Source organism: Herbaspirillum sp. 3R11, assembly GCF_004563925.1.
GTDB lineage: Bacteria > Pseudomonadota > Gammaproteobacteria > Burkholderiales > Burkholderiaceae_D > Herbaspirillum.
Window position 1 is genome coordinate 728,342 of record NZ_SPNJ01000002.1, and the last position, 24,260, is coordinate 752,601.

Annotated in this window: 20 protein-coding genes; 9 read left to right on the forward strand and 11 right to left on the reverse strand. The window is 61.5% G+C overall.

The features are described from left to right. Positions 1–74: 74 nt before the first annotated feature. On the reverse strand, positions 75–728 hold the full coding sequence (locus E4P32_RS11620) for a glutathione S-transferase family protein (RefSeq protein WP_116434058.1): 654 nt from the start codon (positions 726–728) through the stop codon (positions 75–77). Between the two features lie 247 nt (positions 729–975). Between E4P32_RS11620 and phaZ the strand changes: the two genes are divergently transcribed. From phaZ to E4P32_RS11640, 4 genes are all read left to right on the forward strand, one after another. Then, the gene (gene phaZ / locus E4P32_RS11625) at positions 976–2,202 is read left to right on the forward strand and encodes a polyhydroxyalkanoate depolymerase (protein ID WP_116434057.1); all 1,227 of its coding nucleotides are present in this window, start codon (positions 976–978) and stop codon (positions 2,200–2,202) included. Between the two features lie 98 nt (positions 2,203–2,300). Beyond that, positions 2,301–5,687: a transglutaminase family protein gene (locus tag E4P32_RS11630; protein WP_116434056.1), complete on the forward strand. Its 3,387-nt coding sequence runs from the start codon at positions 2,301–2,303 to the stop codon at positions 5,685–5,687. A gap of 80 nt (positions 5,688–5,767) precedes the next feature. After that, positions 5,768–8,326 carry a circularly permuted type 2 ATP-grasp protein gene (locus tag E4P32_RS11635; protein ID WP_116434055.1) on the forward strand — a complete coding sequence of 853 codons (2,559 nt, stop codon included), beginning with the start codon at positions 5,768–5,770 and terminating at the stop codon, positions 8,324–8,326. Continuing rightward, positions 8,323–9,264: a transglutaminase family protein gene (locus E4P32_RS11640; protein WP_116434054.1), complete on the forward strand. Its 942-nt coding sequence runs from the start codon at positions 8,323–8,325 to the stop codon at positions 9,262–9,264. The genes E4P32_RS11635 and E4P32_RS11640 overlap by 4 nt, the downstream gene beginning before the upstream one ends. A gap of 13 nt (positions 9,265–9,277) precedes the next feature. On the opposite strand, the gene E4P32_RS11645 is transcribed toward E4P32_RS11640, so the two are convergent. From E4P32_RS11645 to E4P32_RS11660, 4 genes are read right to left on the reverse strand one after another with little or no spacing between them, the layout of a single operon-like run. Next, positions 9,278–11,320 (reverse strand): sodium:solute symporter family protein, encoded by a 2,043-nt coding sequence (locus tag E4P32_RS11645; RefSeq protein ID WP_116434053.1) that lies wholly within the window; start codon positions 11,318–11,320, stop codon positions 9,278–9,280. Beyond that, positions 11,310–11,603: a DUF4212 domain-containing protein gene (locus E4P32_RS11650; RefSeq protein ID WP_116434052.1), complete on the reverse strand. Its 294-nt coding sequence runs from the start codon at positions 11,601–11,603 to the stop codon at positions 11,310–11,312. The genes E4P32_RS11645 and E4P32_RS11650 overlap by 11 nt, the downstream gene beginning before the upstream one ends. Before the next feature lies 1 nt (position 11,604). After that, positions 11,605–13,161, reverse strand: a complete 1,557-nt coding sequence (locus E4P32_RS11655) for a sensor histidine kinase (RefSeq protein ID WP_116434051.1) — start codon at positions 13,159–13,161, stop codon at positions 11,605–11,607. Positions 13,162–13,210: 49 nt separating this feature from the next. Continuing rightward, positions 13,211–13,915 carry a response regulator transcription factor gene (locus E4P32_RS11660; RefSeq protein ID WP_116434050.1) on the reverse strand — a complete coding sequence of 235 codons (705 nt, stop codon included), beginning with the start codon at positions 13,913–13,915 and terminating at the stop codon, positions 13,211–13,213. A gap of 229 nt (positions 13,916–14,144) precedes the next feature. Here E4P32_RS11660 and E4P32_RS11665 point away from each other — a divergent pair, with 229 nt between their 5' ends. From E4P32_RS11665 to E4P32_RS11675, 3 genes are all read left to right on the forward strand, one after another. Next, positions 14,145–14,555, forward strand: coding sequence for a hypothetical protein (locus tag E4P32_RS11665; RefSeq protein ID WP_116434049.1), 411 nt, complete (start codon positions 14,145–14,147; stop codon positions 14,553–14,555). 200 nt (positions 14,556–14,755) lie between these two features. Beyond that, positions 14,756–15,709: a Tim44-like domain-containing protein gene (locus tag E4P32_RS11670; RefSeq protein WP_116434048.1), complete on the forward strand. Its 954-nt coding sequence runs from the start codon at positions 14,756–14,758 to the stop codon at positions 15,707–15,709. A gap of 164 nt (positions 15,710–15,873) precedes the next feature. Beyond that, positions 15,874–16,296: an OsmC family protein gene (locus tag E4P32_RS11675; protein ID WP_116434047.1), complete on the forward strand. Its 423-nt coding sequence runs from the start codon at positions 15,874–15,876 to the stop codon at positions 16,294–16,296. 3 nt (positions 16,297–16,299) lie between these two features. Here E4P32_RS11675 and E4P32_RS11680 read toward each other — a convergent pair whose 3' ends face one another. The 6 genes from E4P32_RS11680 to E4P32_RS11705 all read right to left on the reverse strand — a co-directional run bounded on the left by E4P32_RS11680 (position 16,300) and on the right by E4P32_RS11705 (position 21,823). Continuing rightward, a complete protein-coding gene (locus E4P32_RS11680; RefSeq protein ID WP_116434046.1) occupies positions 16,300–16,509 on the reverse strand; it encodes a hypothetical protein in 210 nt (69 codons plus the stop codon). 26 nt (positions 16,510–16,535) lie between these two features. Beyond that, positions 16,536–17,516: an aliphatic sulfonate ABC transporter substrate-binding protein gene (locus tag E4P32_RS11685; RefSeq protein WP_116434045.1), complete on the reverse strand. Its 981-nt coding sequence runs from the start codon at positions 17,514–17,516 to the stop codon at positions 16,536–16,538. 37 nt (positions 17,517–17,553) lie between these two features. Further along, the gene (locus E4P32_RS11690) at positions 17,554–18,417 is read right to left on the reverse strand and encodes an ABC transporter permease (RefSeq protein ID WP_116434044.1); all 864 of its coding nucleotides are present in this window, start codon (positions 18,415–18,417) and stop codon (positions 17,554–17,556) included. Positions 18,418–18,421: 4 nt separating this feature from the next. Continuing rightward, on the reverse strand, positions 18,422–19,417 hold the full coding sequence (locus E4P32_RS11695; protein ID WP_199525621.1) for an aliphatic sulfonate ABC transporter substrate-binding protein: 996 nt from the start codon (positions 19,415–19,417) through the stop codon (positions 18,422–18,424). 165 nt (positions 19,418–19,582) lie between these two features. Then, on the reverse strand, positions 19,583–20,188 hold the full coding sequence (locus E4P32_RS11700) for a HAMP domain-containing sensor histidine kinase (protein ID WP_116434043.1): 606 nt from the start codon (positions 20,186–20,188) through the stop codon (positions 19,583–19,585). Positions 20,189–20,191: 3 nt separating this feature from the next. Then, a complete protein-coding gene (locus tag E4P32_RS11705) occupies positions 20,192–21,823 on the reverse strand; it encodes a tetratricopeptide repeat protein (protein ID WP_116434042.1) in 1,632 nt (543 codons plus the stop codon). A 412-nt stretch (positions 21,824–22,235) separates the two neighbouring features. Between E4P32_RS11705 and recA the strand changes: the two genes are divergently transcribed. Next, a complete protein-coding gene (recA, locus tag E4P32_RS11710; protein WP_116434041.1) occupies positions 22,236–23,351 on the forward strand; it encodes a recombinase RecA in 1,116 nt (371 codons plus the stop codon). 56 nt (positions 23,352–23,407) lie between these two features. Beyond that, complete coding sequence (gene recX / locus E4P32_RS11715) at positions 23,408–23,878, forward strand: recombination regulator RecX (RefSeq protein ID WP_116434040.1); 471 nt, start codon at positions 23,408–23,410, stop codon at positions 23,876–23,878. The last annotated feature ends 382 nt before the right edge of the window (positions 23,879–24,260 follow it).

The following is a 24,260-nucleotide window of genomic DNA, read 5'->3' on the forward strand; positions in this document are numbered from 1 at the left end:
TTCTGCGGCGGGCCGCATTCGGTTGGCTGATGAAATACCTTGGCTTGCGTCTCCTGATCCACTCTTCGCTTTTCTTAGAATTCCACGTCCAGTTCGTCGATATCCTCGGGTTCCTTCTGTGCGGCGGCGATCCATTCCTTCATCTCCGGCATCGCCATGATGCGCTTGCTGTAAGCCGCGCAGATCGGTTCCAGCTTGACGTCATAGGTGATGAAGCGCGTGATCACCGGCGCATACATGGCGTCGGCCATGGTGCGCTCGCCGAACAGGTAAGGTCCGCCGTAGGTGGCCAGGCAGTCCTTCCAGACGGTGGTGATGCGCTGGATGTCGGCCTGCGCGCGCGACCAGACTTTGAAATTGGGGAAGTGCGCCTTGAGGTTCATCGGCAGCGCCGAGCGCAGGGCGCTGAAGCCGGAATGCATCTCGCCGCAGATCGCGCGGCAATGTGCGCGAGCCGCCTGGTCGGCCGGCAGCAGCTTGGCGGCCGGGCGGATTTCGTTGAGATATTCGGCGATCGCCAGCGTATCCCAGACAAAGATATCGCCATGCTTGAGGCTGGGCACCAGGATCGATGACGACAGCAGCAGGATTTCTGCGCGCGCATCGGGGTCGTCCGGCGACACGATGTCTTCCTGAAACGGCAACCCGGCAAATTTTGCGAGCAGCCAGCCACGCATGGACCAGGAAGAGTAGTTCTTGCTGGTGATGCGCAAAGTCGTTTTAGGCATGTCAGTCCTTTATGTGTATGGGTGCTTTTGACTTTGGCGCGTCGATAAGTTGACGCGCGGTTTGCGTGGACGCGTCCGTACGGGCAGACCGCTATTTCCCGGCCTGCAGATGTTGCGAGTCCTCTACTTGCAAAGGGCGTGCCAGCGACACTGCGGATGCAATGCCGGGTTCATACGCCACCGAAGGTCAATGGCATGCATATTGCATCGAAGGAGATACTGGTGAAACCGAGGGAGTGGGTTGTATATGACAAATATTTACCAGGCCTACCAGCAATACGTCGACGCCACCGATCCGCTGCGCGCTTCGGCCCGGGCGGCAGCGCCGTTCCTGGGGCATACCTGGCCGGGTTTGCCGTCCAGTCCCATGCTGCGCAAAATGGCCGCAGCCTACGAGGTATTTGCACGCACGCAATTGACGCATGTACGTCCTCCTTTCGCTATCGATAGCGTTCTGGACGGCGGGCGCACCGTTGCGGTGCGTGAAGAGGTCATCGACCGCACACCGTTTTGCACGCTCTTGCGTTTCCGCAAGGAAACAGCGGCCGAACAACCGGCGGTGTTGCTGGTGGCGCCCATGTCGGGCCACTTTGCGACGCTGCTGCGCGGCACCGTCAAGACCCTGCTGCGCGACCATGACGTCTACATCACCGACTGGCACAATGCGCGCGACATTGCGCTGGAGCATGGCCGCTTCGGCCTCGACGAATACGTCGGTCACCTGATCCGTTTCCTGCAGGTCATCGGCCCCGGCGCACATCTCGTGGCGGTATGCCAGCCGACCGTGGCGGCCATCACCGCCGCCGCCGTGATGGCCGAAGGCGAGGATCCGGCCCAGCCGCGCACCATGACGCTGATGGCCGGGCCGCTCGACACACGCGTCAATCCGACCACGGTCAACGAGCTGGCCAAGAGCAAGCCGATCGAATGGTTCGAGAAGAATCTGGTCAGCACGGTGCCGGCGCGCCATCCCGGCGGCGGCCGCAAGGTCTACCCGGGTTTCATGCAGCTGGCGGCGTTCATGAACATGAACCTCAACCGCCACGTCGACGCCTTCCGCAACCTGTACACCTACCTGATCGAAGACGAGCACGACAAGGCCGAAGCGATCAAGGTGTTCTACGAAGAATACTTCGCCATGTCGGACCTGCCGGCCGAGTTTTACCTGGAAACGGTGCGGGTGGTGTTCCAGGAACACGCCTTGCCGCTGGGTTTGCTGCAATTCCAGGGGCGTCCGGTCAACCTCAAGGCGATCCGGCGCACCGCACTGTTCACCGTGGAAGGTGAGAAGGATGACATCTGCGCCGTCGGCCAGACTGTCGCTGCACAGGATATGTGCAGCAGCATCCGCCCGTACATGCGACTGCACCATGTGCAGACGGCGGTGGGCCACTATGGCGTCTTCAACGGGCGCCGCTGGGAAAATGAAATCTATCCACGCCTGAGGGATTTCATTAATATGCACCACAGGTGAACGTTTCCTGATCTGGTGCAACCCAAGCAACAATAGGACATCACAGCAGTCCATCACAGCAGTCCATCAGCTCAACTTGTTTGTAGTAAAGGATCTTCATGTCAATTCATGTGGCGCTGAACCATGTCACGTCGTACCGTTATGACCGTGCTATCAATCTGGGACCCCAAATCGTGCGCCTGCGCCCGGCGCCGCATTGCCGTACGCGGATCCTGAGCTATTCGCTGCGCATTCTTCCCGAACCGCATTACATCAACTGGCAGCAGGACCCGCAGGCCAACTACATGGCGCGGCTGGTGTTTCCCGAGAAGACCGAAGAATTCCGCATTGAAGTCGATCTGGTGGCCGAAATGTCGGTCATCAATCCTTTCGACTTTTTCCTTGAGCCGTATGCCGAACAGATTCCGTTCAAGTACGCCGAGGAGCTGGTTAACGAGTTGTCGCCGTATCGCAAGACGCTGCCGCTGACACCGCGCTTCCAGAAATTCATCGACGGCATTTCGCGCGAGAAGATGAACAGCGCCGACTTCCTGGTTGCGTTGAACCAGAAGCTGGCCGACGCGGTCGCCTACACCATCCGCATGGAGCCGGGCGTGCAGACGCCGGAAGAGACGCTCGAGATCGGTTCCGGTTCCTGCCGCGATTCGTCCTGGCTGCTGGTGCAGGTGCTGCGCCACCTCGGCCTGGCGTCGCGCTTCGTCTCCGGCTACCTGATCCAGCTCACCGCCGACCAGAAGTCGCTCGACGGCCCGTCCGGACCGGAAGCCGACTTCACCGACCTGCATGCCTGGTGCGAAGTCTATCTGCCGGGCGCCGGCTGGGTCGGCCTCGATCCGACCTCGGGCCTGTTCGCCGGCGAAGGCCATATCCCGTTGTCGTGCACGCCCGAGCCATCTTCGGCGGCGCCGGTCAGCGGCATGGTCGATCCCTGCGAAGTGGAATTCGAACATTCGATGAGCGTGTCGCGCTTCTGGGAAGCGCCGCGCGTCACCAAGCCTTACACCGAAGCGCAATGGAGCGAGATCGAAGAACTCGGCCACGCCATCGACGACGACCTCGAAGCGCTCGACGTGCGCCTGACCATGGGCGGCGAGCCGACCTTCGTGTCGCTCGATTATCCCGACGAACCTGAATGGGCTACTGCCGCACTGGGCGCCACCAAGAAGCCGCTCGCGGCCGACCTGTACCACCGCATGCGCGAAAAATACGCGGTGCAGGGCCTGCCGCATTTCGGCCAGGGCAAGTGGTATCCGGGCGAGCAGTTGCCGCGCTGGGCGCTCAACTGCTATTGGCGTCGCGACGGCCAGCCGATCTGGCATAACCGCGATCTGATCGGCGACGAGACCGTACCCAACGTCAAGGACGACGACATTCCGGAACGCTTCCTCAAGGGCGTGGCTGAACGCCTGGCGCTCGACGGCAAGCACATCTTCCCGGCCTATGAGGACGTGTTCTACTACATGTGGCGCGAGCGCCGCCTGCCGGGCAACGTCGATCCTTTCGATTCCAAGCTCGACGACAAGCAGGAGCGTGCGCGTCTCATGCGGGTCTTTTCGCAAGGCCTCGACAAGGTCGCCGGCCACGTGCTGCCGGTGGCGCGCCGTCCTGACGACCTCGGCTGGCAAAGCGGCGACTGGTTCCTGCGCAGCGAGCGCTGCTACCTGTATCCGGGCGATTCGCCGCTGGGCTATCGCCTGCCGCTGGATTCGCAGCCGTGGGTCAAGTCGACCGACTATCCCTACGTGCATGCAGCCGATCCGACGCAGCAGTTCAGTCCGCTGACGCCGGCGAACGATGTGCGTCTGAAATTTGTTCAGCGGCCTGCGCTCACCGGCGCGACGTCGGTGGCGTTTCAGCCGAATCACTTCAGCACGCGTCGCGGCAGTCCGGTGACTGGACCGGGCAAGGGCGTGCCAGGCGTACCAGCCGTCGCAGGCGGCGCGCCGGCGCTGTTCCAGTCGGCCGACTGGATCACCCGCACCGCGCTGTGCGCCGAAGTGCGCAACGGCGTGCTGTACCTGTTCATGCCGCCGCTGGCCGAGCTCGAAAATTATCTGGAACTGGTCGCGGCCATCGAAGCCACCGCCGAAGAACTCGGACAGCCGGTCCTGATGGAAGGCTACGAGCCGCCGAACGATCCGCGCGTGCGCAAGTTCAGCGTCACGCCGGACCCGGGCGTGATCGAAGTCAACATCCAGCCGGCCTACAACTGGCGCGAGCTGGTCGACCAGACCACGCACCTGTACGAAGCCGGCCGCGAGTCGCGCCTGACCACCGAGAAGTTCATGCTCGACGGCCATCATTCGGGCACCGGCGGCGGCAATCACATGGTGATGGGCGGCGCCACGACGGCGGATTCGCCGTTCCTGCGCCGGCCCGATCTGCTGCGCAGCCTGATCAGCTACTGGCACAACCATCCGTCGCTGTCCTATCTGTTCTCTGGCATGTTCATCGGCCCGACTTCGCAGGCGCCGCGCATCGATGAAGCGCGCAACGATTCCACCGTGGAAATCGAACTGGCTTTCGCCGAAATGGAAAAGCAGATTGCCCAGGGCGGTTGTGCGCCGTGGCTGGTCGACCGTCTGCTGCGCAATTTGTTGATTGACGTCACCGGCAACACCCACCGCGCCGAGTTCTGCATCGACAAGCTGTATTCGCCCGACAGCGCCACCGGCCGCCTCGGCCTGCTGGAATTGCGCGCCTTTGAAATGCCGCCGCATGCGCGCATGAGCCTGACCCAGCAGTTGTTGCTGCGCGCGCTGGTGGCGCGTTTCTGGAAGACGCCGTACAAGCCGCAGCGCCTGGTGCGCTGGGGCACCGAGTTGCACGATCGTTTCCTGTTGCCGCATTTCATCTGGCAGGATTTCAACGACATCATGGACGACATGCAGGAAGCCGGTTATCCGATGCAGGCCGAGTGGTTTGCGCCGCATTTCGAGTTCCGCTTCCCCAAGATCGGTGACTTTGCGGTCAAGGGCATGCAACTGGAATTGCGCACCGCGCTGGAGCCATGGCACGTCCTGGGCGAAGAGGGCAGCTCGACCGGCACCGCGCGCTATGTCGATTCGTCGGTAGAGCGGCTTGAGGTCAAGGTCAACGGCATGGCCAAGGACCGCTATGTGCTGACCTGCAACGGCGTCGCGGTGCCGCTGCAACCGACCGGCGTGGTCGGCGAGTTCGTCACCGGCGTGCGTTACCGCGCCTGGCAGCCGCCGTCGGCGCTGCATCCGACCATCGGCATCGATTCGCCGCTGACCTTCGACCTGGTCGATACCTGGAACGGCCGCAGCCTGGGCGGATGCCAGTATCACGTGGTGCATCCGGGCGGACGCGGCTACGAGACCTTCCCGGTGAATGCCTTCGAAGCGGAAAGCCGGCGTCTGACGCGTTATCTGCGTCTCAACCACACGCCGGGAAAGATGGAAGTAAGCGCTGCGCGACCATCAATCGAGTTCCCATTTACGTTAGACTTGCGACATTACTAATTAATAACGCAGGCAGTTCTGCCGTTGCCGCAGATCATCGCCATCATGGGTGATTGCGGCAACGGCGCCCTCGAAAATCTATGTATCAGCGCCTCCTGCAAAGCTACACCGCCGACGCCGATCGTTACGACGAGATGCTGGCTGCCGACGGTCGCTTGCGACCGCATTGGCGCACGCTGATCGATCAGCTGGAAAATCTTTCGCCCGAGATGATGCGCCGCCGCGCCGACGAAGTGCGCGACGCCATCGCCTCCGACGGCATGACCTACAACGTCTATGCCGACCCGCAAGGCGTCAGCCGTCCGTGGGAACTGGACCTGCTGCCGCAGATCGTCGCCGCCGACGAATGGCAGCAACTCTCGTCCGCCGTGGCGCAACGTGCGCGTCTGCTCAACGCTGTGCTCGACGATCTCTACGGCGAACAGCACTTGCTGGCTGAAGGCCTGTTGCCGCCGGCGCTGGTGTTCGGCCAGCACGGCTATCTGTGGCCGTGCCGCGATGTGCGTCCGCCGGGCGGCGTGCATCTGCATCTGTACGCCATCGACCTGGCACGCTCGGCCGACGGCAACTGGTGGGTGATCGCCGATCGTACCCAAGGACCTTCGGGCACCGGCTACGCCTTGCAGAACCGTCAGATCATGACGCGCGCCTTGCCCGAAGCGATGCGCGACATGCACGTGCAGCCGCTGCTGAATTATTTCCACGCGCTGCATCAATGCTTGACGCGGCTCGCGCCCAAGAGCAGCGAACCGCCGATGGTGGTGCTGCTGACGCCGGGACCGTACAACGAAACCTATTCCGAACACGCCTTCCTGGCGCATACGCTGGGCTTCCCGCTGGTCGAAGGCGTGGATCTCACTGTGCGCGGCGACATGGTCTACCTGAAGACGCTGACCGGCCTGCGCCGCGTGCATGCGATCATGCGCCGCCTTGACGATGACTACTGCGATCCGCTTGAATTGCGCTCGGACTCCGCGCTCGGCATTCCCGGCCTGACCCAGGCAGCGCGCTCCGGCAACGTGTTGATCGCCAATGCGCTCGGCAGCGGCGTGCTGGAGTCGACTGCGCTGCACGGTTTCCTGCCGGCGATCAGCCAGCGTCTGCTCGGCGAAGAACTCGCTTTGCCGGCCGTGGCGTCATGGTGGTGCGGTGAAAAACCGGCGCTGGAATACACGCTGGCACATTTGGAAGAACTGGTGATCATGCCGGCCTTCCCGTCGATGCGCATGCAGCCGGTGTTCGGCCATACGCTCAATGCCACGGCGCGCCGCCGCCTGGTCGAAAGCCTGCAATTGCAGCCGCACGCTTACGTTGCGCAAGAATGGGTGCGCTTGTCGCAAGCGCCGGTGCTGTCGCGCAGCGGCGAGTATCACCTGACCAACCGCACCGTCAGCCTGCGCGTGTTCGCCGCCGCCGACGGCGAGGGCGGCTATCACGTAATGCCGGGCGGCCTCACGCGCGTGGCCCCGCGCCAGCGCCGCGACGTTGTGTCGATGCAGCAGGGCGGCACCAGCAAGGACGTCTGGGTGCTCGGTGAAAAGACTGACGCGGACGATGCCGCCGGCGTCGCCAGCGCCATGGCCGCCGCTGAGACCAGCGTCGCCGTTGGCCCCGGTGCGATGACCGATCCGGTGTCGCGCACGTCGGAACTGATTCGCACCACCGTCGACGTCTCCTCGCATGCCGGCGAAAACCTGTTCTGGATGGGCCGCTACGCCGAACGCACCGACAATCTCGCACGCCTGTTGCGCACGACCCTGCAATGCACGATCGAACCGCAATCCGACAACCGTGTGATCCTGCGCAGTGTCAGCGAGATTTGTATCCGCCTCGGCATCCTGATGCCCAAATCGGAGCAAGCCCATCCCACCATCACCGCCCTGCAACAGAGCTTGCAGGCGGCGATCGCGGACCCCAGCGCCACGGTCAGCATCTCCACGCACGTGCGTCACCTGCATCATTCCGGTTACCAGGTGCGCGAGCATCTGTCGCTGGACAACTGGCACGCGCTCAATCGCATGCCGCCGATGGTGCAGGAAAAAATCAACTCGCCGACCGCCATGCTGCACGTCCTCAACAACGTCGTCCAGGCTTGCTCCGGCCTGGCCGGCCATGCGCTGGACGACATGACGCGCGATGAAGGCTGGCAGTTCCTGATGATCGGCCGCCACATTGAACGCATGGTGCACCTGGCAGCCTTGTTCGATCAGTTCATGCAACTCGAACCGGCGCGCCAGAACGCGGCGCTGACCTGGCTGCTGGAATCGTCGAGCAGCATCGTCACGTATCGCGTGCGTTACCGGCGTACGCCGGAGTGGCTGCAGGTGCTGCACCTGCTGGTGTTCGACGTCAGCAATCCGCACAGCATCGCTTACCAGTTCCGCATGCTGCAACACTACCTGACCGACATCGCGCAGCAGCTCGGCATCCTCAGCATGAATATCCCGGCGCACCTGAGCGAGCAGCTCAACAGTTTTGCGCTGCCCGATTTCGCGCGTGATGCGGCGACTTCGGAAGCCGCCGGCGAACGCCTGATCCAACTGATGCGCGAAGCGCGCGGCGCAGGCTTCTCATTGACCGATGATCTGTCGCGGCATTTCTTCACGCCGCTCAGCGCACCGGTCAGCCAGGGAGTATGACGATGAGCGACGCTACTTACCACATCGTGCACGAGACCAACTACCAATATGCGGCGCCGGTGCGGCTGTCGCATCAGGTGTTGCGCCTGACGCCGCGCTCGCTGCCGTGGCAGACCTGCACCTCTCATTTCATCAATATCCTGCCGGGGCCGACGAACCTGATCAATCTGTACACAGACAGCTTCGGCAACGCGCTGCAGTCGTTCTCGCTGGATCAGGATCACGCCAGCCTCGATGTCTACGCTGAGTCGTGGGTAGAGATTTCATCACGCCAGCTGCCGGCGGCGACACCGCCCTGGGAGCAGGTCGCCGAGGCGCTGTCGTATCACGCCGGGCGCAGCCTGTCGGCCGACATGCTGGAAGCCTCGCGCTTCCTGTTCGAGTCTTCGCACGTCAGGATCAAGCGCGAGTTCGCACGCTATGCCGCGGAATGCTTCACGCCAGGATTGCCCTTGCTGCATGGCGTCGAGGCGCTGATGAAACGCATCTTCAATGAATTCACCTTTGATCCGGAGGCGACCACGGTGTCGACGCCGGTGACCGACGTATTCGTCAGCAAGCGCGGCGTCTGCCAGGACTATGCGCATTTCATGCTGTCCTGTTTGCGTTCGCTGGGTTTGTCGGCGCGTTACGTCAGCGGCTATCTGCTGACGGAGCCGCCGCCGGGCCAGTTGCGCCTGATCGGCGCTGACGCATCGCATGCCTGGGTGTCGGTGTATTGTCCGGGCCAGGACGGCGAGCCGGATTGCTGGATCGATGCCGATCCGACCAACGGCATCTTCCCCGACATCAGCCACATCACGCTGGGCTGGGGTCGCGATTTCCTCGACATCTCGCCCTTGCGCGGCGTGCTGATCGGCGGCGGCCAGCAGACCATGCAGGTAGCCGTGACGGTGATGCCGGCGCAGGAAGTGCCGGGACTGCCGTTCGCCCGTTGACGAATTTCGACGACTACGGTGTGCGGATGTGATCGATCAGCGCAAGGGTGCGTTCGTCAGGCGGCGGCGTCAGTAAACTGACGATCACCAGCGCGGCGATGCCCACCGGCACGCCGAACAGCCCGGCTGAAATCGGCGCAATGTGGAACCACTGGTTCGCCGCATTGCCGCCAAAGGCCGGATGCGTGGTCAGCATGTAGTACACGCACATCACGAAGCCGGCGACGATGCCGGCGACGGCGCCAGGCTGATTGGCGCGCTTCCAGAAGATCCCGAACACCAGTGCCGGGAACAGCGTCGACGCCGCCAGTGAAAACGCCACCCCCACCATCGACAGGATGTCGCCCGGTTTGAGCGACGCCGCGTACGCGGCCAGCAAGGCCACCACCAGCAGCAGCAACTTGGAAATCGTCACGCGCTTTTGCGTCGAGGCGGCCGGATCGATCACCTTGTAATACACGTCATGCGACAGCGCGTTGGAAATGGTCAGCAGCAGGCCGTCGGCAGTCGATAGCGCCGCCGCCAGGCCGCCGGCCGCCACCAGTCCCGAAATGAAATAAGGCAGGCCGGCAATCTCCGGCGTGGCCAGCACGATGATGTCGCCGTCGAGTGCAATCTCGCCGAGTTGCACCACGTTGTCGTGATTGAGATCGGTGATGCTGACCAGCGGATTGACCTTGTCGATGTTGGCCCAGTAGTAGACCCAATCGGGCAGGTGCGCATAGTTGCTGCCGACCAGCGAGGTGTAGATGTCGTACTTCACCAGGATCGCCAGCGCCGGCACCGTGATGTAGATCAGCATGATGAAAAATAGCGTCCAGAACACCGACTTGCGCGCCTCGTGCACCGACGGCGTGGTGTAGTAGCGCATCAGGATGTGCGGCAACGCCGCGGTGCCGACCATTAGGCAAAACACCAGCGCCAGGAAGTTGTTGCGCTTGATGTTGGCCGCGTCCTCGTCCTTGCCGGGGAAGGGTTCGGTCTGCGACACCGGCGGTTGCGCGCGCGCGATGTTGTAGGCCTTGGCGTCGGTCCACTTGCGTTCTGCTTCTTCGGCGCTCTTGGGATAGGCCGTCAGTGCGCGGCTGGCGCTCTTGATGTCGGCCAGCGAGGCATGGCTGTTGCGTTTGACCTCTTCGATGTGATGCTGGGCGTCGATGCGGCCTTCTTCCCATGAACGCGGCAGGCTGTGCAGCTTCTTTTCGTAGTCGTCGGCGCGCGCCTGGAAGATCGCGCTGACTTCCTTTTCCTTGGGATCGTCGGCGATGCGTTTTTCGGCGGCGTTCAGTTTCGGCAGCACCGAACCGTAGGCAACCTGCGGCACCGGTACGCTGGTGTGCTTGGCCGACAACCAGATCACCGGGATCAGGTAGGCGAACAGGATGATGATGTATTGCGCCACCTGGGTCCAGGTGATCGCGCGCATGCCGCCGAGGAAGGAGCACACCAGGATGCTGGCCAGCCCGAGGAAGATGCCGATCGAAAAATCAATGCCGGTGAAGCGCGAGGTGATCAGCCCGACGCCATAGATCTGCGCCACCACATAGGTGAACGAAATGATGATGGTGGCGATCACGGCGAGGATGCGCACCAGGTTGCCGCTGTAGCGGCCCGGATAGCGTTCGGCCAGGAAATCGGGGATGGTGTATTGGCCGAACTTGCGCAGGTAAGGCGCGATCAGCAGCGCCACCAGGCAATAGCCGCCGGTCCAGCCCATGATGTAGGCGAGGCCGTCGAAGCCTTGCAGGTAGAGGCCGCCGGCCAGGCTGATGAAGGTCGCCGCCGAGATCCAGTCGGCCGCCGTTGCCATGCCGTTGAACAGCGCCGGCACGCGTCGTCCGGCGACATAATATTCCGGCACATCGGAGGTGCGGCTGACTACGCCGATGCCGGCGTACAGCGCGATCGTCACGAACATGAACAGGTAGCCGATCCAGGCGCGCGGCATGCCTTCGTGCTCCAGCACCGCCAATACCAGCAGGAACAGGATGAAGCCGACCGTGTACCACGAGTAGTAGCGCGTCAGTCGCCAGAAAAAACTCTTGTCACTCTCCATGCGTGTGCTCGCCGGTTTGTTGTAGTTGTCGTTCCGCACGGCCCATCCGGATCGTATAGACCACCACGATCGCCAGATAGACCAGCATGATGCCCTGCGCCGCCATGTAGAACGACAGCGGCCAGCCGAACAGGTTGACGCGGTCCAGCTCGCGCGCAAAAAACACCGCGCCGAACGTGATCACGAACCACAGGCCCAGCAGCGTCATGGTCAGGCGACGCGTCTTGTCCCAGTAGCTCGGTGGTGGCGAGGATGTCGTTGCGGAGGAAGTCTGGTGTTCCATGTCAGCCGATGTCGTCCATGTAGGTCTGGCGCGGCGTCATGCGCAGCGTCACGCGGAACAGGCAGCCCGGCGCTTTCGGGTCGGTGCTGCGCGGATTGTTGGAGATGTCGACGGTCGCCTCATGCTGCTGCGCAATCTCGCGCACGATGGCCAGGCCAAGACCGCTGCCGGCGGTGTGGGTGCCGAGGATGCGGTAGAAGCGTTCGAACACGTGGCCGCGTTCAGTCGGCGCGATGCCGGGGCCGGTGTCTTCCACTTCAAGGAATGCCTGCCCGGTTTCTTCATCGGCGCGCGCACGCACCGTGACGCTGCCGAGCGCCGGCGTGTAGTGGAGGGCGTTGTCGAGCAGGTTGCTGAGCAGCTCGCGCAGCATGATGGAGTTGCCCGAGATCATGATGGGATGGCCGGGTTGTTCGAAGCCGAGATCGATGCGCTGCGTGAACGACATCGGCACCCAGTCCTGTACGACGTTGCGCGCCAGCTCCGATAATTCGATCGGTTCGAACGGCGCGGTTGCCGGCGTCTGGTTTTCGGCACGGGCCAGCGACAGCAATTGATTGACGAGGCGCGTGGCCGATTCCGAGCTCTTGGCCAGTTGTTCCAGCGAGCGGTGGATGTCGGCCTGGTCGGTTTGGCGCAGGGCAAGTTCGGATTGCATGCGCATGCCCGCCAGCGGCGTTTTCATCTGATGCGCGGCGTCGGCGATGAAGCGCTTTTGCAGCGCGATGGTTTGCGACAATCGTGCCAGCATGTCGTTGAGCGAACGCACCAGCGGCGAGATTTCTTCCGGCACCTGGCCCGAGTCGATCGGGCTCAGATCATCGGGACGGCGCGCGCGGATACGTTGCTGCAATTCCGATAGTGGCGACAATCCGCGCGACAAGGCGAACCAGACCAGCGCCAGCGCCACCGGCAGGATCACGAACTGCGGCAGGATCACGCCCTTGATGATTTCATTGGCGAGCTGAGCGCGTTTCTCCAGCGTTTCACCGACCTGCACGGTGGCCAGGCGCGGCTCCTTCGACGACGCGGCGCGTTGTTCCGACGTGCGGCGCAGATCGACTTGTGTGTAGGCGATGCGCACGTCGTTGCCGTGCAGGATGTCGTTGCGGAACTGCACCGAGCCGATGGTCTTGTCTTCGTCAACCGGCGGTTGCGGCATGTCGCGATCGCCTTCGACGAATTCGCCGCGCGGGCCGGTGATCTGGAAATAGATGTTGTCGATGTCGTCGGCGCGCAGCAGGTCGCGCGCCGAGACCGGCAGGCGCGCCACGGTTTTGCCGTTGATTTCGGAGACTTGCTGGGCCAGCACGGTGACGCTGTCTTCGAGCGCGCGGTCGAATGGCTGGTTGGCGATCGATTGTGCGATCAGATAGGTGATGGCGATGCTCATTGGCCACAGCAGTAACAGCGGCGCCAGCATCCAGTCGAGGATTTCGCCGAACAGCGAGCGCTGGATGCGTTCTTCCGGCTGCGTCTCGATGACGGCGCGGCGCTTGCCCTTGGGAGGTGCGGGAGTAACTACTGGTTGCGGATCGATCTGGCGGGCGTCAGGCATGGCTCAGGCCTGCGCGATGTAGGGTGAGGAAACGGAGAAAGCGGCGTGTTCAGGCGTTGCTGGCAACGCCGGCGCTCGCGATGGACTCGGGCAGTTTTTCCAGGCAATAGCCGAGGCCGCGCACGGTAGCGATGCGGATGCCGCCGACTTCGATTTTCTTGCGCAGGCGGTGGACATAGACTTCGATCGCATTATTGCTGACTTCCTCGCCCCATTCGCATAGATGATCCACCAGCTGTTCCTTGGAAACCAGCCGTCCGGTACGCTGCAATAATACTTCGAGCAGTCCCAGTTCGCGTGCGGAAAGATCAAGCATTTGTTCGCCGATGTAGGCGATGCGGCCAACCTGGTCGTAGCTGAGCGAGCCGTGGCGGATGACGGTCGGACCGCCGCCGGCGCCGCGCCGGGTCAGGGCGCGTACGCGCGCTTCGAGTTCGGACAGGGCAAACGGCTTGGCCATGTAATCGTCGGCGCCGAGATCGAGGCCCTGCACGCGCTGCTCGACCGAGTCGGCGGCGGTGAGGATCAGGACCGGCAGGCGCGAATTGCGCGCACGCAGGCGGCGCAGCACTTCCAGGCCGGACATCTTGGGCAGGCCGAGGTCGAGGATCAGCAAGTCGAAATCCTGGGTCGACAGCGCAGAGTCGGCTTCGACGCCGTTCTTGACGCAATCGGCGGCATAACCGGAATGGCGCAGCGAGCGCGTCAAACCGTCAGCCAGAACACTGTCATCTTCTGCAAGCAGGATACGCATCGTGGTAATCCGCGCAGGTGGCGGCCATTGTCTCGAGTTATTTTAGGAATTTTGCAATATTTTTCTGCATATTCTACTAAATCGAGGCCTATTGCAATGCATAATCAGGCCTGTTCTTGCGTTCGCGCAAACCAGCCTATTTTTATGTAAGCCCTTGATAAATCAGCTTAACGCCCGCATTTGGGGTTACTGTTGGTATAATTTTCGAGTTGATTGTCTTAAAACTGCGATGAAGCGTCTGTTTGCCATTTTGCTGATCTGTTTGCTGCCCGTGCAAGTCTTTGCAGGGATGCTCACGTACAAGACGGCCATCGACTCGGTGGCGCTTGAGCAGCAAGTGCAACAACAGGAGCAATTGCGCCAGGCGCTGGAGCTTGCCGCCGCATCCGGTGCCGACGTCAATGCCGACGATGCCGTAGCCCAGCAGCAGGCGCTGGCCGATTCCACCGATGGCGACGACGATCTGTCGTATGCCGACACCGAAGATTTTTCCAGCCATGCCGGCGTGGGCGACGAAACCGTGCTCAATCCGGCCATGGCCTTCGTTTCAGACTCGGCCACACTGGCGCCTGCGCTTCGCAGCGACGATGCGCGCCAACCGCCTTTCCTCCCTCTCGCCGGCCGTCCGCCGCGCGTTTAAGTCCCCCATTGCCGTTCGCGGCAAGCACCGGTTTTCGTCCCTAGTGCGGCGATAGCTGATTGCGCGCATCTTGCATTGTCTTGCGTTGCGACCTTGCCATCTGCTGCATCCGACTTGAATCGGTACAAGCACCAACCTGTTCCTATTGTTCTACGGCCGATGCGACCGCCTTCGCATCACATTCCATCTCAGGAGATAGCATGAAAAAAGTATTTGTCGCGCTGATAGTGGCTGCGATGACCCTCGCCATCGGCGTCACCAGCGTTGAGGCCAAGCGCCTCGGCGGCGGTGGTTCGATCGGCAAGCAATCGTCGGGCGCCAGCCGCCAGGCGCAGAGCCCTATGCAGCAAAACCAGGCCGCAGCGGCCAAGCCGGCTGCGCCCGCCGCAGCCCCTGCAGCAGCAGCGCCGAAGCCTAGCCCATGGAAGGGCATCCTCGGCGGCGCCTTGCTGGGTCTCGGCCTCGGCGCACTGTTGTCGCACTTCGGCCTTGGCGGCGCCATGGCCAGCATGATCAGCACCATTCTGATGGTCGCCCTGCTGGCTTTCGCCGCCATGTTCATCTACCGCATGTTCCGCCGCAAATCGGAAGCCAACAGCAATAGCAATGAGCGTCCGGCCTACGCCGCCAATCAGGGCGACTTCAGCAACCAGACGCCGGCCATCGGCTCGCAACTGGAAGCCGAGCAACCGAAGGCGCTGCAAGGCAATACCTTCGGCAGCGGCGCTGCTGCTGTCGGCGGCGCCAGTGGTGCGGCGTTTGAGCCATCGTCTTACGGCGTTCCTGCGGATTTCGATACGGTCGGTTTTGTGCGCAATGCCAAGACTTACTTCATCCGTCTGCAAGCAGCCTGGGACAAGGGCGACGCCAACGACATCCGCGAATTCACGACGCCGGAAATGTTCGGTGAACTGAAGATGCAATTAACCGAGCGCGGCGCCTCGGCCAACCACACCGATGTGGTGTCGCTGGATGCGGACATGCTGGGCGTCGAGACAGTCGGCAACGACTATCTGGCAAGCGTGAAATTCTTCGGCTTCATCAAGGAAGACCCGAACACTTCGCCGACCCAGTTCAACGAAATCTGGAACCTGTCCAAGCCTGTCACCGGCAACGGTGGCTGGGTGTTGGCTGGTATTCAGCAATTGTCCTGATCGACGTTTGACCGGACTGGAAAGCCGCTCTTCGGAGCGGCTTTTTTTTGCCTGCGGTATCGATGTCCTCAACTCCTACGCCTGCTTGCGCGCTTGTCCTATGTTGCCATCGCGGCGGCGGCCGCATGATGATCCTTTAGTCCAACGATGCCAAGGAGAACACCATGCAACGACAAGCTTCCGCCGTCTGGAACGGCAGCCTGAGAGACGGCAAGGGCGCACTGACCACTGAGAGCAAGACGCTGGACGCGACGCAGTATTCGTTTTCCACGCGCTTTGAAAACGGCGTCGGCACCAATCCCGAAGAACTGATTGCTGCCGCGCATGCAGGCTGCTTCTCAATGGACTTGTCCAGCCGCCTCGGCAAGGCCGGACTCGGCGTCGTACGCATCGATACAAACGCCACGCTGACGCTGGAAAAAGTGGAAGACGGTTTTTCCATCACCACCATCGTGCTGGACGTGAAGGCAAAGCTGGAGAATCCGGACCAGGCCAAGTTCGACGAAGCGGTTGATGCGGCCAAGAAGGGCTGTCCGGTATCGAAGGTATTGAAGGCCGAGATCAGCGTGCGCGCCAGCCTGGTTTAAAACCTAGCGCAGGGACTTGGGAGATGAGTCGGGTTGCCGCTCTTGCGTCGGCTCTTCTTCCTGAGGAAAGACTTGCGGATGGGCTGGCGTGATCTCTGTGGTTGCAGTGCAATCGCACGCCGCAGAGTCATCTTTCGCGCGCAAGGGATAACGCAAAGCCAGCGGCACGGCGATGATCGCCAGTGCTGCGGTCGCTGCGTCGAGCCAGTCCATTTTTATTCGTGATCCGGCCGGCGTTGTTAAGCCGGTTTCCAGATCGACACGTCGGTGGCGTTGACCTTCTTCGGCAGCAAGCCTGCCGCGAAGAAAGCATCGGCGATGCGCTGTTGTTCACCAAGCGCATTTACCACCACCGCACGCACGTCATAGCTGCGGCGGCTGTTGGCCAGTTCGATGGTCGGCGCATCCAGGCCCCAGATCGGCGCCAGGAAAGCGGCCGCTTCCTTCGGATTCTGGCGTACCCACAATCCGGTCTTTTTCAACTCGTCAAACACGATCGCCAGCACATCCGGATGCGCTTCCGCAAACGGCGTCGACGCCAGGTAATAGCGCTGGTAATCGGCGACATTGCGGCCGTCCGACAAGATGCGCACCTGTGTCTGTTTCTGCACGCCTGCGAGGAACGGATCCCAGGTCACCCAGGCGTCGACGCTGCCGCGTTCGAATGCGGCGCGACCATCGGCCGGAGTCAGGTAGGCGGCATCGATGTCGCTGAATTTCAGACCGGCTTTTTCCAATGTTGCAATCAACAGGTAATGCACGCCGGCCGCCTTGGTCACGGCAATCTTCTTGCGCTTGAGATCGGCCACGGTCCTGATCGGCGAATCGGCGCGCACCACGATCGCTTGCGCCGATGGCGACGGCGCTTCCTGCGCCACGTAAGTCAGTTTTGCGCCGGCCGCCTGGGCGAACACCGGCACGGTATCGGCAACGTCGGCGCTGAGATCGACACCGCCAACGTTGAGCGCTTCCAGCAGCGGCAGGCCGCTGGAGAATTCATGCCAGCTGATCTTGACGTTGAGCGGCGCCAGCAGTTTTTCGAGCGTGCCGTTGGCCTTGAGCACGGTCAGCAGCGTCGAGGATTTTTGATAGCCGATGCGCGCCAGCACCGGTTTGCCGGTTTGTGCGAAGGCGGGTAGGGCGAGGCTGCCGGCTGCAGCGGCGGAAGTCAGTGTAGCGATGGCCTGGAGCAGGCGGCGGCGTTGCAATTGAGTTGTCATGAGGAGATAAGGTAAGGTCGAACAATAATCAGTCGGGTCAGTCTGGCCGAGAAGCCAGCACGTCGCGCCAGCGCAATTTGCGCGTCTCGATATGTTTGAGCAGGCTGTCGGAAAGTTTGCCTAGCGTGGCCAGGATGATGATGGCGGCCAGCACGATGTCGGGGCGGCTGCTTTCGCGGCCGTCGGACAACAGGTAGCCGACGCCCTTGGTGGCGGCGATCAATTCGGCTGCGACCAGGAACATCCAGGACAGGCTGAGTCCGGTGCGCAATCCGGTGAACAGATTCGGCAAGGCTGCCGGCAGCAGGATGCGGCGGATCAGGTCGCGTGATGAAAGGCCATGGATTTCGCCGACTTCGAGGAGTTTGCGATCGACGTTGTGGATGCCAGCCACCAGATTGATGTAGACCGGGAAGAAAGCGCCGATGGCGATCAACACAATCTTGGGCGTCTCGTCGATGCCCAGCCACAGCAACAGCAAGGGAATCCAGGCCAGGCTCGGAATCGCACGCAGCGCCTGAAAGGACGGCTCCAGCAGCGACTCGGCGCGTCTATGCATGCCGACCAAGACGCCGAAGGCGACCGCCAGCAGCGCGCCAATGGAGAAGCCCGCGGCCACGCGCGCCACGCTGACGGCGATGTGGGCGAACAGGTCGCGCTTGGCCAGCGCGTAGATGGTCTGCGCAATCTCGCTCGGCGGCGGCAGCAGGCGCGAGGGAATCAAGTCCAGCGCCGAGCCGATTTCCAGCGCGCCCAAAAAAGCCACGGGCAGCAGTGCTCCCCATGGCCAGTTGATCGACTTCTTCGGCGCCCGGGCGACCTCCGTGGCGCGGTCTTCAGCATCGTGCAAAAAATCAGCCTGATGCGCTTCCAGCGACAGCAGCGAGTGCGACTCTTTCATGGCCTCATGCCTGGCGGATCAGGCCTTGCGAGTACGCAGGATCGATCAGCGCCGAGATGGTTTTGGACAGATCGGTGCCGCTCTTGACCAGTTCCTCGTCGAGCAGGATGGGCGCCGCGGCGCGCAGCGCGTCGATATGTTCCTTGCCGATTTGCGGATTGGAAAAATCGTTGCGCTTGAGTTGCAGTTGCGCCACCGGCAGCGACAGCTTGGCTTCTTCGGCGATCAGTTTGGCGGTCTCGTCCGGGTTCTTGATGATCCACAGGCGCGCACGTTCGTAGGCGCGGATCACGCGCTTGACCTCGTCCGGATATTTGGCGGCAAAGCTGTCGCTGACGTTGAGGAAACCGTAGGTGTTGAAATTGACGTTGCGATAGATCAGCTTCGAGCCGGCTTCCAGCTCGCTGGCCGCCAGATGCGGATCGAGGCCGGCCCAGGCGTCGACGCGTTTTTGTTCCAGCGCGACACGACCGTCGGGATGTTGCAGGTGGAGGATTTCCACGTCGCTCTTGGTCAGACCGTTCTCGTGCAGCGCGCGCAGCAGGAACAGGTAGGGATCGGTGCCCTTGGTGGCGGCGATTTTCTTGCCCTTGAGTTCTTTCACCGATTTGATGGTGGAATCTTTTTGCACCGCCAGCGCCGTCCATTCCGGACGCGAAAACACATACACCGCCTTGGCCGGATTGCCGTTGGCGCGCGCCAGCAGGGCCGCCAGGCCGGCGGTGCTGCCGAAGTCGACGCTGTCGCTGTTGAGGTACTCGAGCGCGCGATTGCTGCCCTGGCTCAGCACCCATTTCACCGAACCGCCGGAGGACTTCAGGTCTTCTTCCAGCCAGCCGAATTTCTTCAGCACCAGGCTGGGTGGCGAATAGGTTGCGTAGTCGAGGCGGATGGTCTTGGGCGCGTCGGCGGCGCGGCCGATCAGCGGCAAGCCCAGTGCGGCAGAGCCGAAGGTTGCTGCAGTGGCAGTGCTCAACTGGAGGAAGTGGCGGCGTTGCATGATGTCCTTTTCTTGTTCGAGTCTGTCAGGCCGCCTCGTTGCAAACGAGGCCAGCCTGTCCCTGTCGGGATGACTCTACGGACGAAGTCCGGGGAAAAGAACGATTTTTTTCGCGCTTGCTTATGCGCTCAACGCATGCCGGGCAAGGAGAGGGTCAGGGAAAAATCAGGGTAAGTGCAGTTCGAACTGGGCGCCGCCGTCGGGATGGTTGCTCAGCAGTGCTTCGCCTTTCTTGTCGCCCTTTTGGTGGGCGGCGGCGATGGCTTTGCACAAATCCATGCCGAGACCGGTGGATGGTTTGATTTCGTGCGTGCCGATGCCGGGGCCGTCGTCGCGGATGCTGAAGACCACGCCGTTGCCATCCTTGCGGCAGGCCAGTTCGATGTGCGAGCGGGCGAAGCGGGTGGCGTTCTGCAACGCCGCTTCGAGCGCCAGGCCGACCAGGTTTTCGTCGAAGAAGGCGATCAGCGGCATGCCTTCGCTGTTGATCGTGACCTCGAGGCCGGATTGACTGATGGTCAGGTGGCGCAGCAGGCCTTCGAGGAAATCCTGCGGCGACAGCGCTTCGATCTGCGCCGTCAGTCCTTGCGAGGACGCTTTATACAGCGTCAGGAAGCCGATCAGCTTTTCCTGCAGCGTGAGGCAGGTCAGGTGCGCATGTCCGGCGCGTTCGTCGGGCGACTCGGCGGCAAGCACGCGCAATTCACCTTCCAATACGCCGAGCGAATTCTTGATGTCGTGAACAATGATGGCGGCCAGTTTTGCGTCCATGGATCAGCTCTTCTGCGCAGCTTTGGCAACCGCGTCTCGCAGGAATTTATGCATCTTGCTGACGCGGTCGTTGCCCGGGATCAGACGGTCCAGCGTATTGAGGTAGCGATTGACGCGCTTGACGTAATCCTGGTTGATCCCGCGCTGGCTCATCCACAGCAGATGCAGCTGGGCGGCTGCCATCAGCACGCCGGTGTTTTCCGGCATGCTGTGCAATGCTTCTTCCAGTTTGGCCAGCGATTCGTCCGGCTTGGCGCTGCGCATCAGCGCATTTGCTTCGGCGATGATGCCCATGCACTGCTTGACAGCGCCATCGACCAGCTCGTCGGTCATGCCTTCCTTGCCGCAATCGGCCAACACCTTGCGCGCCAGCGTCAGCAGCGTCTTGTTTTCGTGGTCGGACTTCACTGCCTGCGAAATCAGCTGCGCGCCTTCCTCGTCGCGACCGACCGAGAACGCCGCCTTGGCCAGCGCCAGCGTCCCCATTTCCGACGGCGTACCTTCGGCGGCATTGCGTGCCGCTTCGAAAGCCATTTCGGCGGAAATCATGTCGCCCAGCTGGACATACGCCTGCGCCGCCACGGCCGATTGCGTCGAGATGAACATCTTCGATTCGGCGTAGCGCTTGGGCGCATTGGCCAGCAGCGCCAGCGCCGCATCGCCGTCGCCGGTGTCGACGTGCACCTGCGCCAGTGTCAGCAGGTCGCTCGGCTGCGCGGTCAGCGAACCCTTGGTGTGCTTGAGCACTTTGTCGAACGCTTCCTTGGCCTGGTCCAGGTCGCCGACGCGATAGGCGGCGTCGCCGACCAGACGGCTGCGGCGCGCCGACGGGATGATTTCGGACGAACGCGCGAGGGCGTCCAGCGCCTGTTGCTGATTGCCTTGCGCGTCTTCAATTTGCGCCAGCAAGTCGTAGGCTTCAATGTATTGCGAATTCTGCGCCAGCACGGCTTGCACCAGCACCTTGGCGTCGTCGAATTGGCCGGCCACGATATTGCAGCGCGCCATGCCGACCTTGGCCCATACCAGGTCGTCGCGCATTTCCAGCGCCTGCGCGTAGACCGCGCGCGCTTCTTCGATGCGGCGCAATTCGATCAGCAGGCTGCCCTTGGTCTTGAGGATGTCGACGATCCATTTGGGCGCGACCTTCAGCACGTTGTCGCATTCGACGATGGCGCCGGCCTGGTCCTTGCGCTTGAGCTTTTCATTGATCGGCAGCAGCGCATTCTGCTTTTCCAGCAGGCGGTCGATCCGGTCGGCCAGCTTGGATGCCGTCAGCGGCTTGAGCATGTAGGCGTCAGGCTGGAATTCGGCGGCGCTGGCGACCAGGTTGTAGCCGCTTTCAGCCGTGACCATGATGAACATGGTGGTGGGCGACAACATGTGCTGGGTGCGGAAGAACTCCAGCAACTGCTGACCGTTGGTTTCCTTGTTCAGGTTGTAGTCGCAGACGATGAGGTCGTAGGTGCTGCCGCCCTGGACGGCGCGAATCGCTTCGTCGGGCGTGCCGGCCTGGTCAACTTTTGTAATGCCAAGCTGGCCCAGATGCATGCGAATGTTTTGGCGCATCGCCGGCATGTCGTCAATGATGAGCGAACGCAGGCTGGAAATGCGGCTGAATGGAACCAGAGTCATAGGGGGAAAGCAGAAAACTCGTAATATTACTAGCTAGAAATGTATATCAAATACGCCGAATATCCGTAATAAATCTAGGATATTCCTTGAAATCATCTGCATTATCGCTGAAAGACGCTACAGCCGTCGCTTCCGAAAGACCGGGAGCCCACGTTGCGCATGCATGAACCGTACCGGCTGGGCCGTTATAATCGGAATTCCGCGAGCCGGGGAATCGGCGGCATACTAACAGACTATCGAAAGATTTTTTGTTCGCAGCCGTATTACATGTGCTGCCACGCCTTTTCAACGCATTCCGCCATTCCAAATTGCAACAGCAGAAAAAGAACTTGCACAAACAACTGTTTTTTTATACAGTGCTGCTTAGTTGATCTCTGACTGATCCAAACGAACACTTTGTTGAAAGAACCCTATGGACGATAAAAAATCCGCGAACAACTCTGAAAAGGGCAAAGCGCTGGCCGCAGCCCTTGCACAGATCGAGAAGCAATTCGGCAAAGGCTCGGTCATGCGCATGGAAGACGGCGCAGTCCTCGAAGAAATCCAGGTCGTCTCGACCGGTTCTCTCGGCCTGGACATCGCACTGGGCGTCGGCGGTCTGCCACGTGGCCGCGTGATTGAAATCTACGGTCCGGAATCCTCGGGTAAAACCACGCTGACGCTGCAAGCCATTGCTGAAATGCAAAAAATCGGCGGCACCTGCGCCTTCATCGACGCGGAACACGCTCTGGACGTGACTTACGCGCAGAAGCTGGGCGTCAATTTGTCCGAACTGCTGATTTCGCAGCCTGACACCGGCGAACAAGCGCTGGAAATCACCGACGCGCTGGTGCGCTCCGGCGGCGTTGACCTGATCGTCATCGACTCGGTCGCCGCCCTGACGCCACGCGCCGAAATCGAAGGCGACATGGGTGACTCCCTGCCGGGCCTGCAAGCACGCCTGATGTCGCAAGCGCTGCGCAAGCTGACCGGCAGCATCAACCGCACCAGCACCACTGTGATCTTCATCAATCAGATCCGCATGAAGATTGGTGTCATGTTCGGTAATCCGGAAACAACCACCGGCGGCAACGCGCTGAAGTTTTACGCCTCCGTGCGCCTGGACATCCGTCGTACCGGTTCGATCAAGTCCGGCGACGAAGTCATCGGCAGCGAAACCAAGGTCAAGGTCGTCAAGAACAAGGTGGCGCCGCCGTTCCGCGAAGCCCACTTCGACATTCTTTATGGCGAAGGCACATCCCGCGAAGGTGAAATCCTCGATCTGGGCTCAGACGCCAAGATCGTGGAAAAGTCCGGCGCCTGGTACAGCTATAACGGCGAACGTATCGGTCAGGGTAAGGACAATGCACGCAATTTCCTGAAGGAACGTCCGGAACTGGCGCGCGAAATCGAAAACAAGGTACGTGCTTCCCTGGGCGTTCCTGAATTGGCTGCAAGTGGCGCTGGTGCTGCAGGTGCTGCCGCAGCGGCAACACCGGCGCCAACTGGCAAAGGTTCTGCAAAGAACGTAGCTGCCGAAGAATCCTGATGTCGTTGTACTTCGCTCGAGTCTTGTCGGTCGCAACGATCGCGACGGTGTGACCGATGCCCAGGCCGCAAATCAGCCTGAAGGCGCGAGCGCTCAAATATCTCTCTTCACGTGAGCATAGTCGTCTGGAACTTGCGCGTAAGCTAACCCCTTACGCGCAAGATGACGACGATATCGAAGCTCTGCTCAACTGGCTGCAAGAATCCAAATTCCTTTCCCAAGAACGTTTCTCCGAATCATTGGTGAATCGTCGCGTCGGCCGTTACGGCAACAACCGCATCCTTTCCGAATTGAAAAGCCACGGCATCACAGGCGAAGCGCTGGGTGAAGCCAAAATCGGCCTGACCCAGGGTGAAAACGAGCGTGCGCGCGAAGTCTTGCGGCGCAAGTTCGATGAGGCGCCGGCCGACGGCATGGCACGCGCCAAGTGCATGCGCTTTCTGCAGCAGCGTGGTTTTTCGCATCGGGCAATTCAGGCGGCGGTCAAAACTGCCTGGAGCGACGGCGAGCACGACGATTTTGATTGACCGATCGGTCGATTAATCAAGGTTTCACATCGGTTGTTCTTCATTACCCCTGTCGTAGCGGGGGCTTTTGTCCATACGGCAATCCCGCAAAAATAGTCTCCTTAAGCCCATCCTGCTGCCTAGGCGGGGCGAGCTGTGCTAAAATCTCCGGGTTTTTGCTGCGCCGCATTAGCGGCTGTCATGGCAATCTTTGCGATGACGACACGCAATGCGACAACGACTAATGTTGATCAAATGGCATTCTCTATGCCCAATGCACTGTCTGCACCTTCTACTAAGCAATCCGCCCGGCTGCATCAGCCACGCGTCTCCTCGTTCGGAGAAAGCGCGTCCGCGCGGATTCTTGCCTCCATTCGCGCCGCGCGGTGTTGCCGCCAGCCGG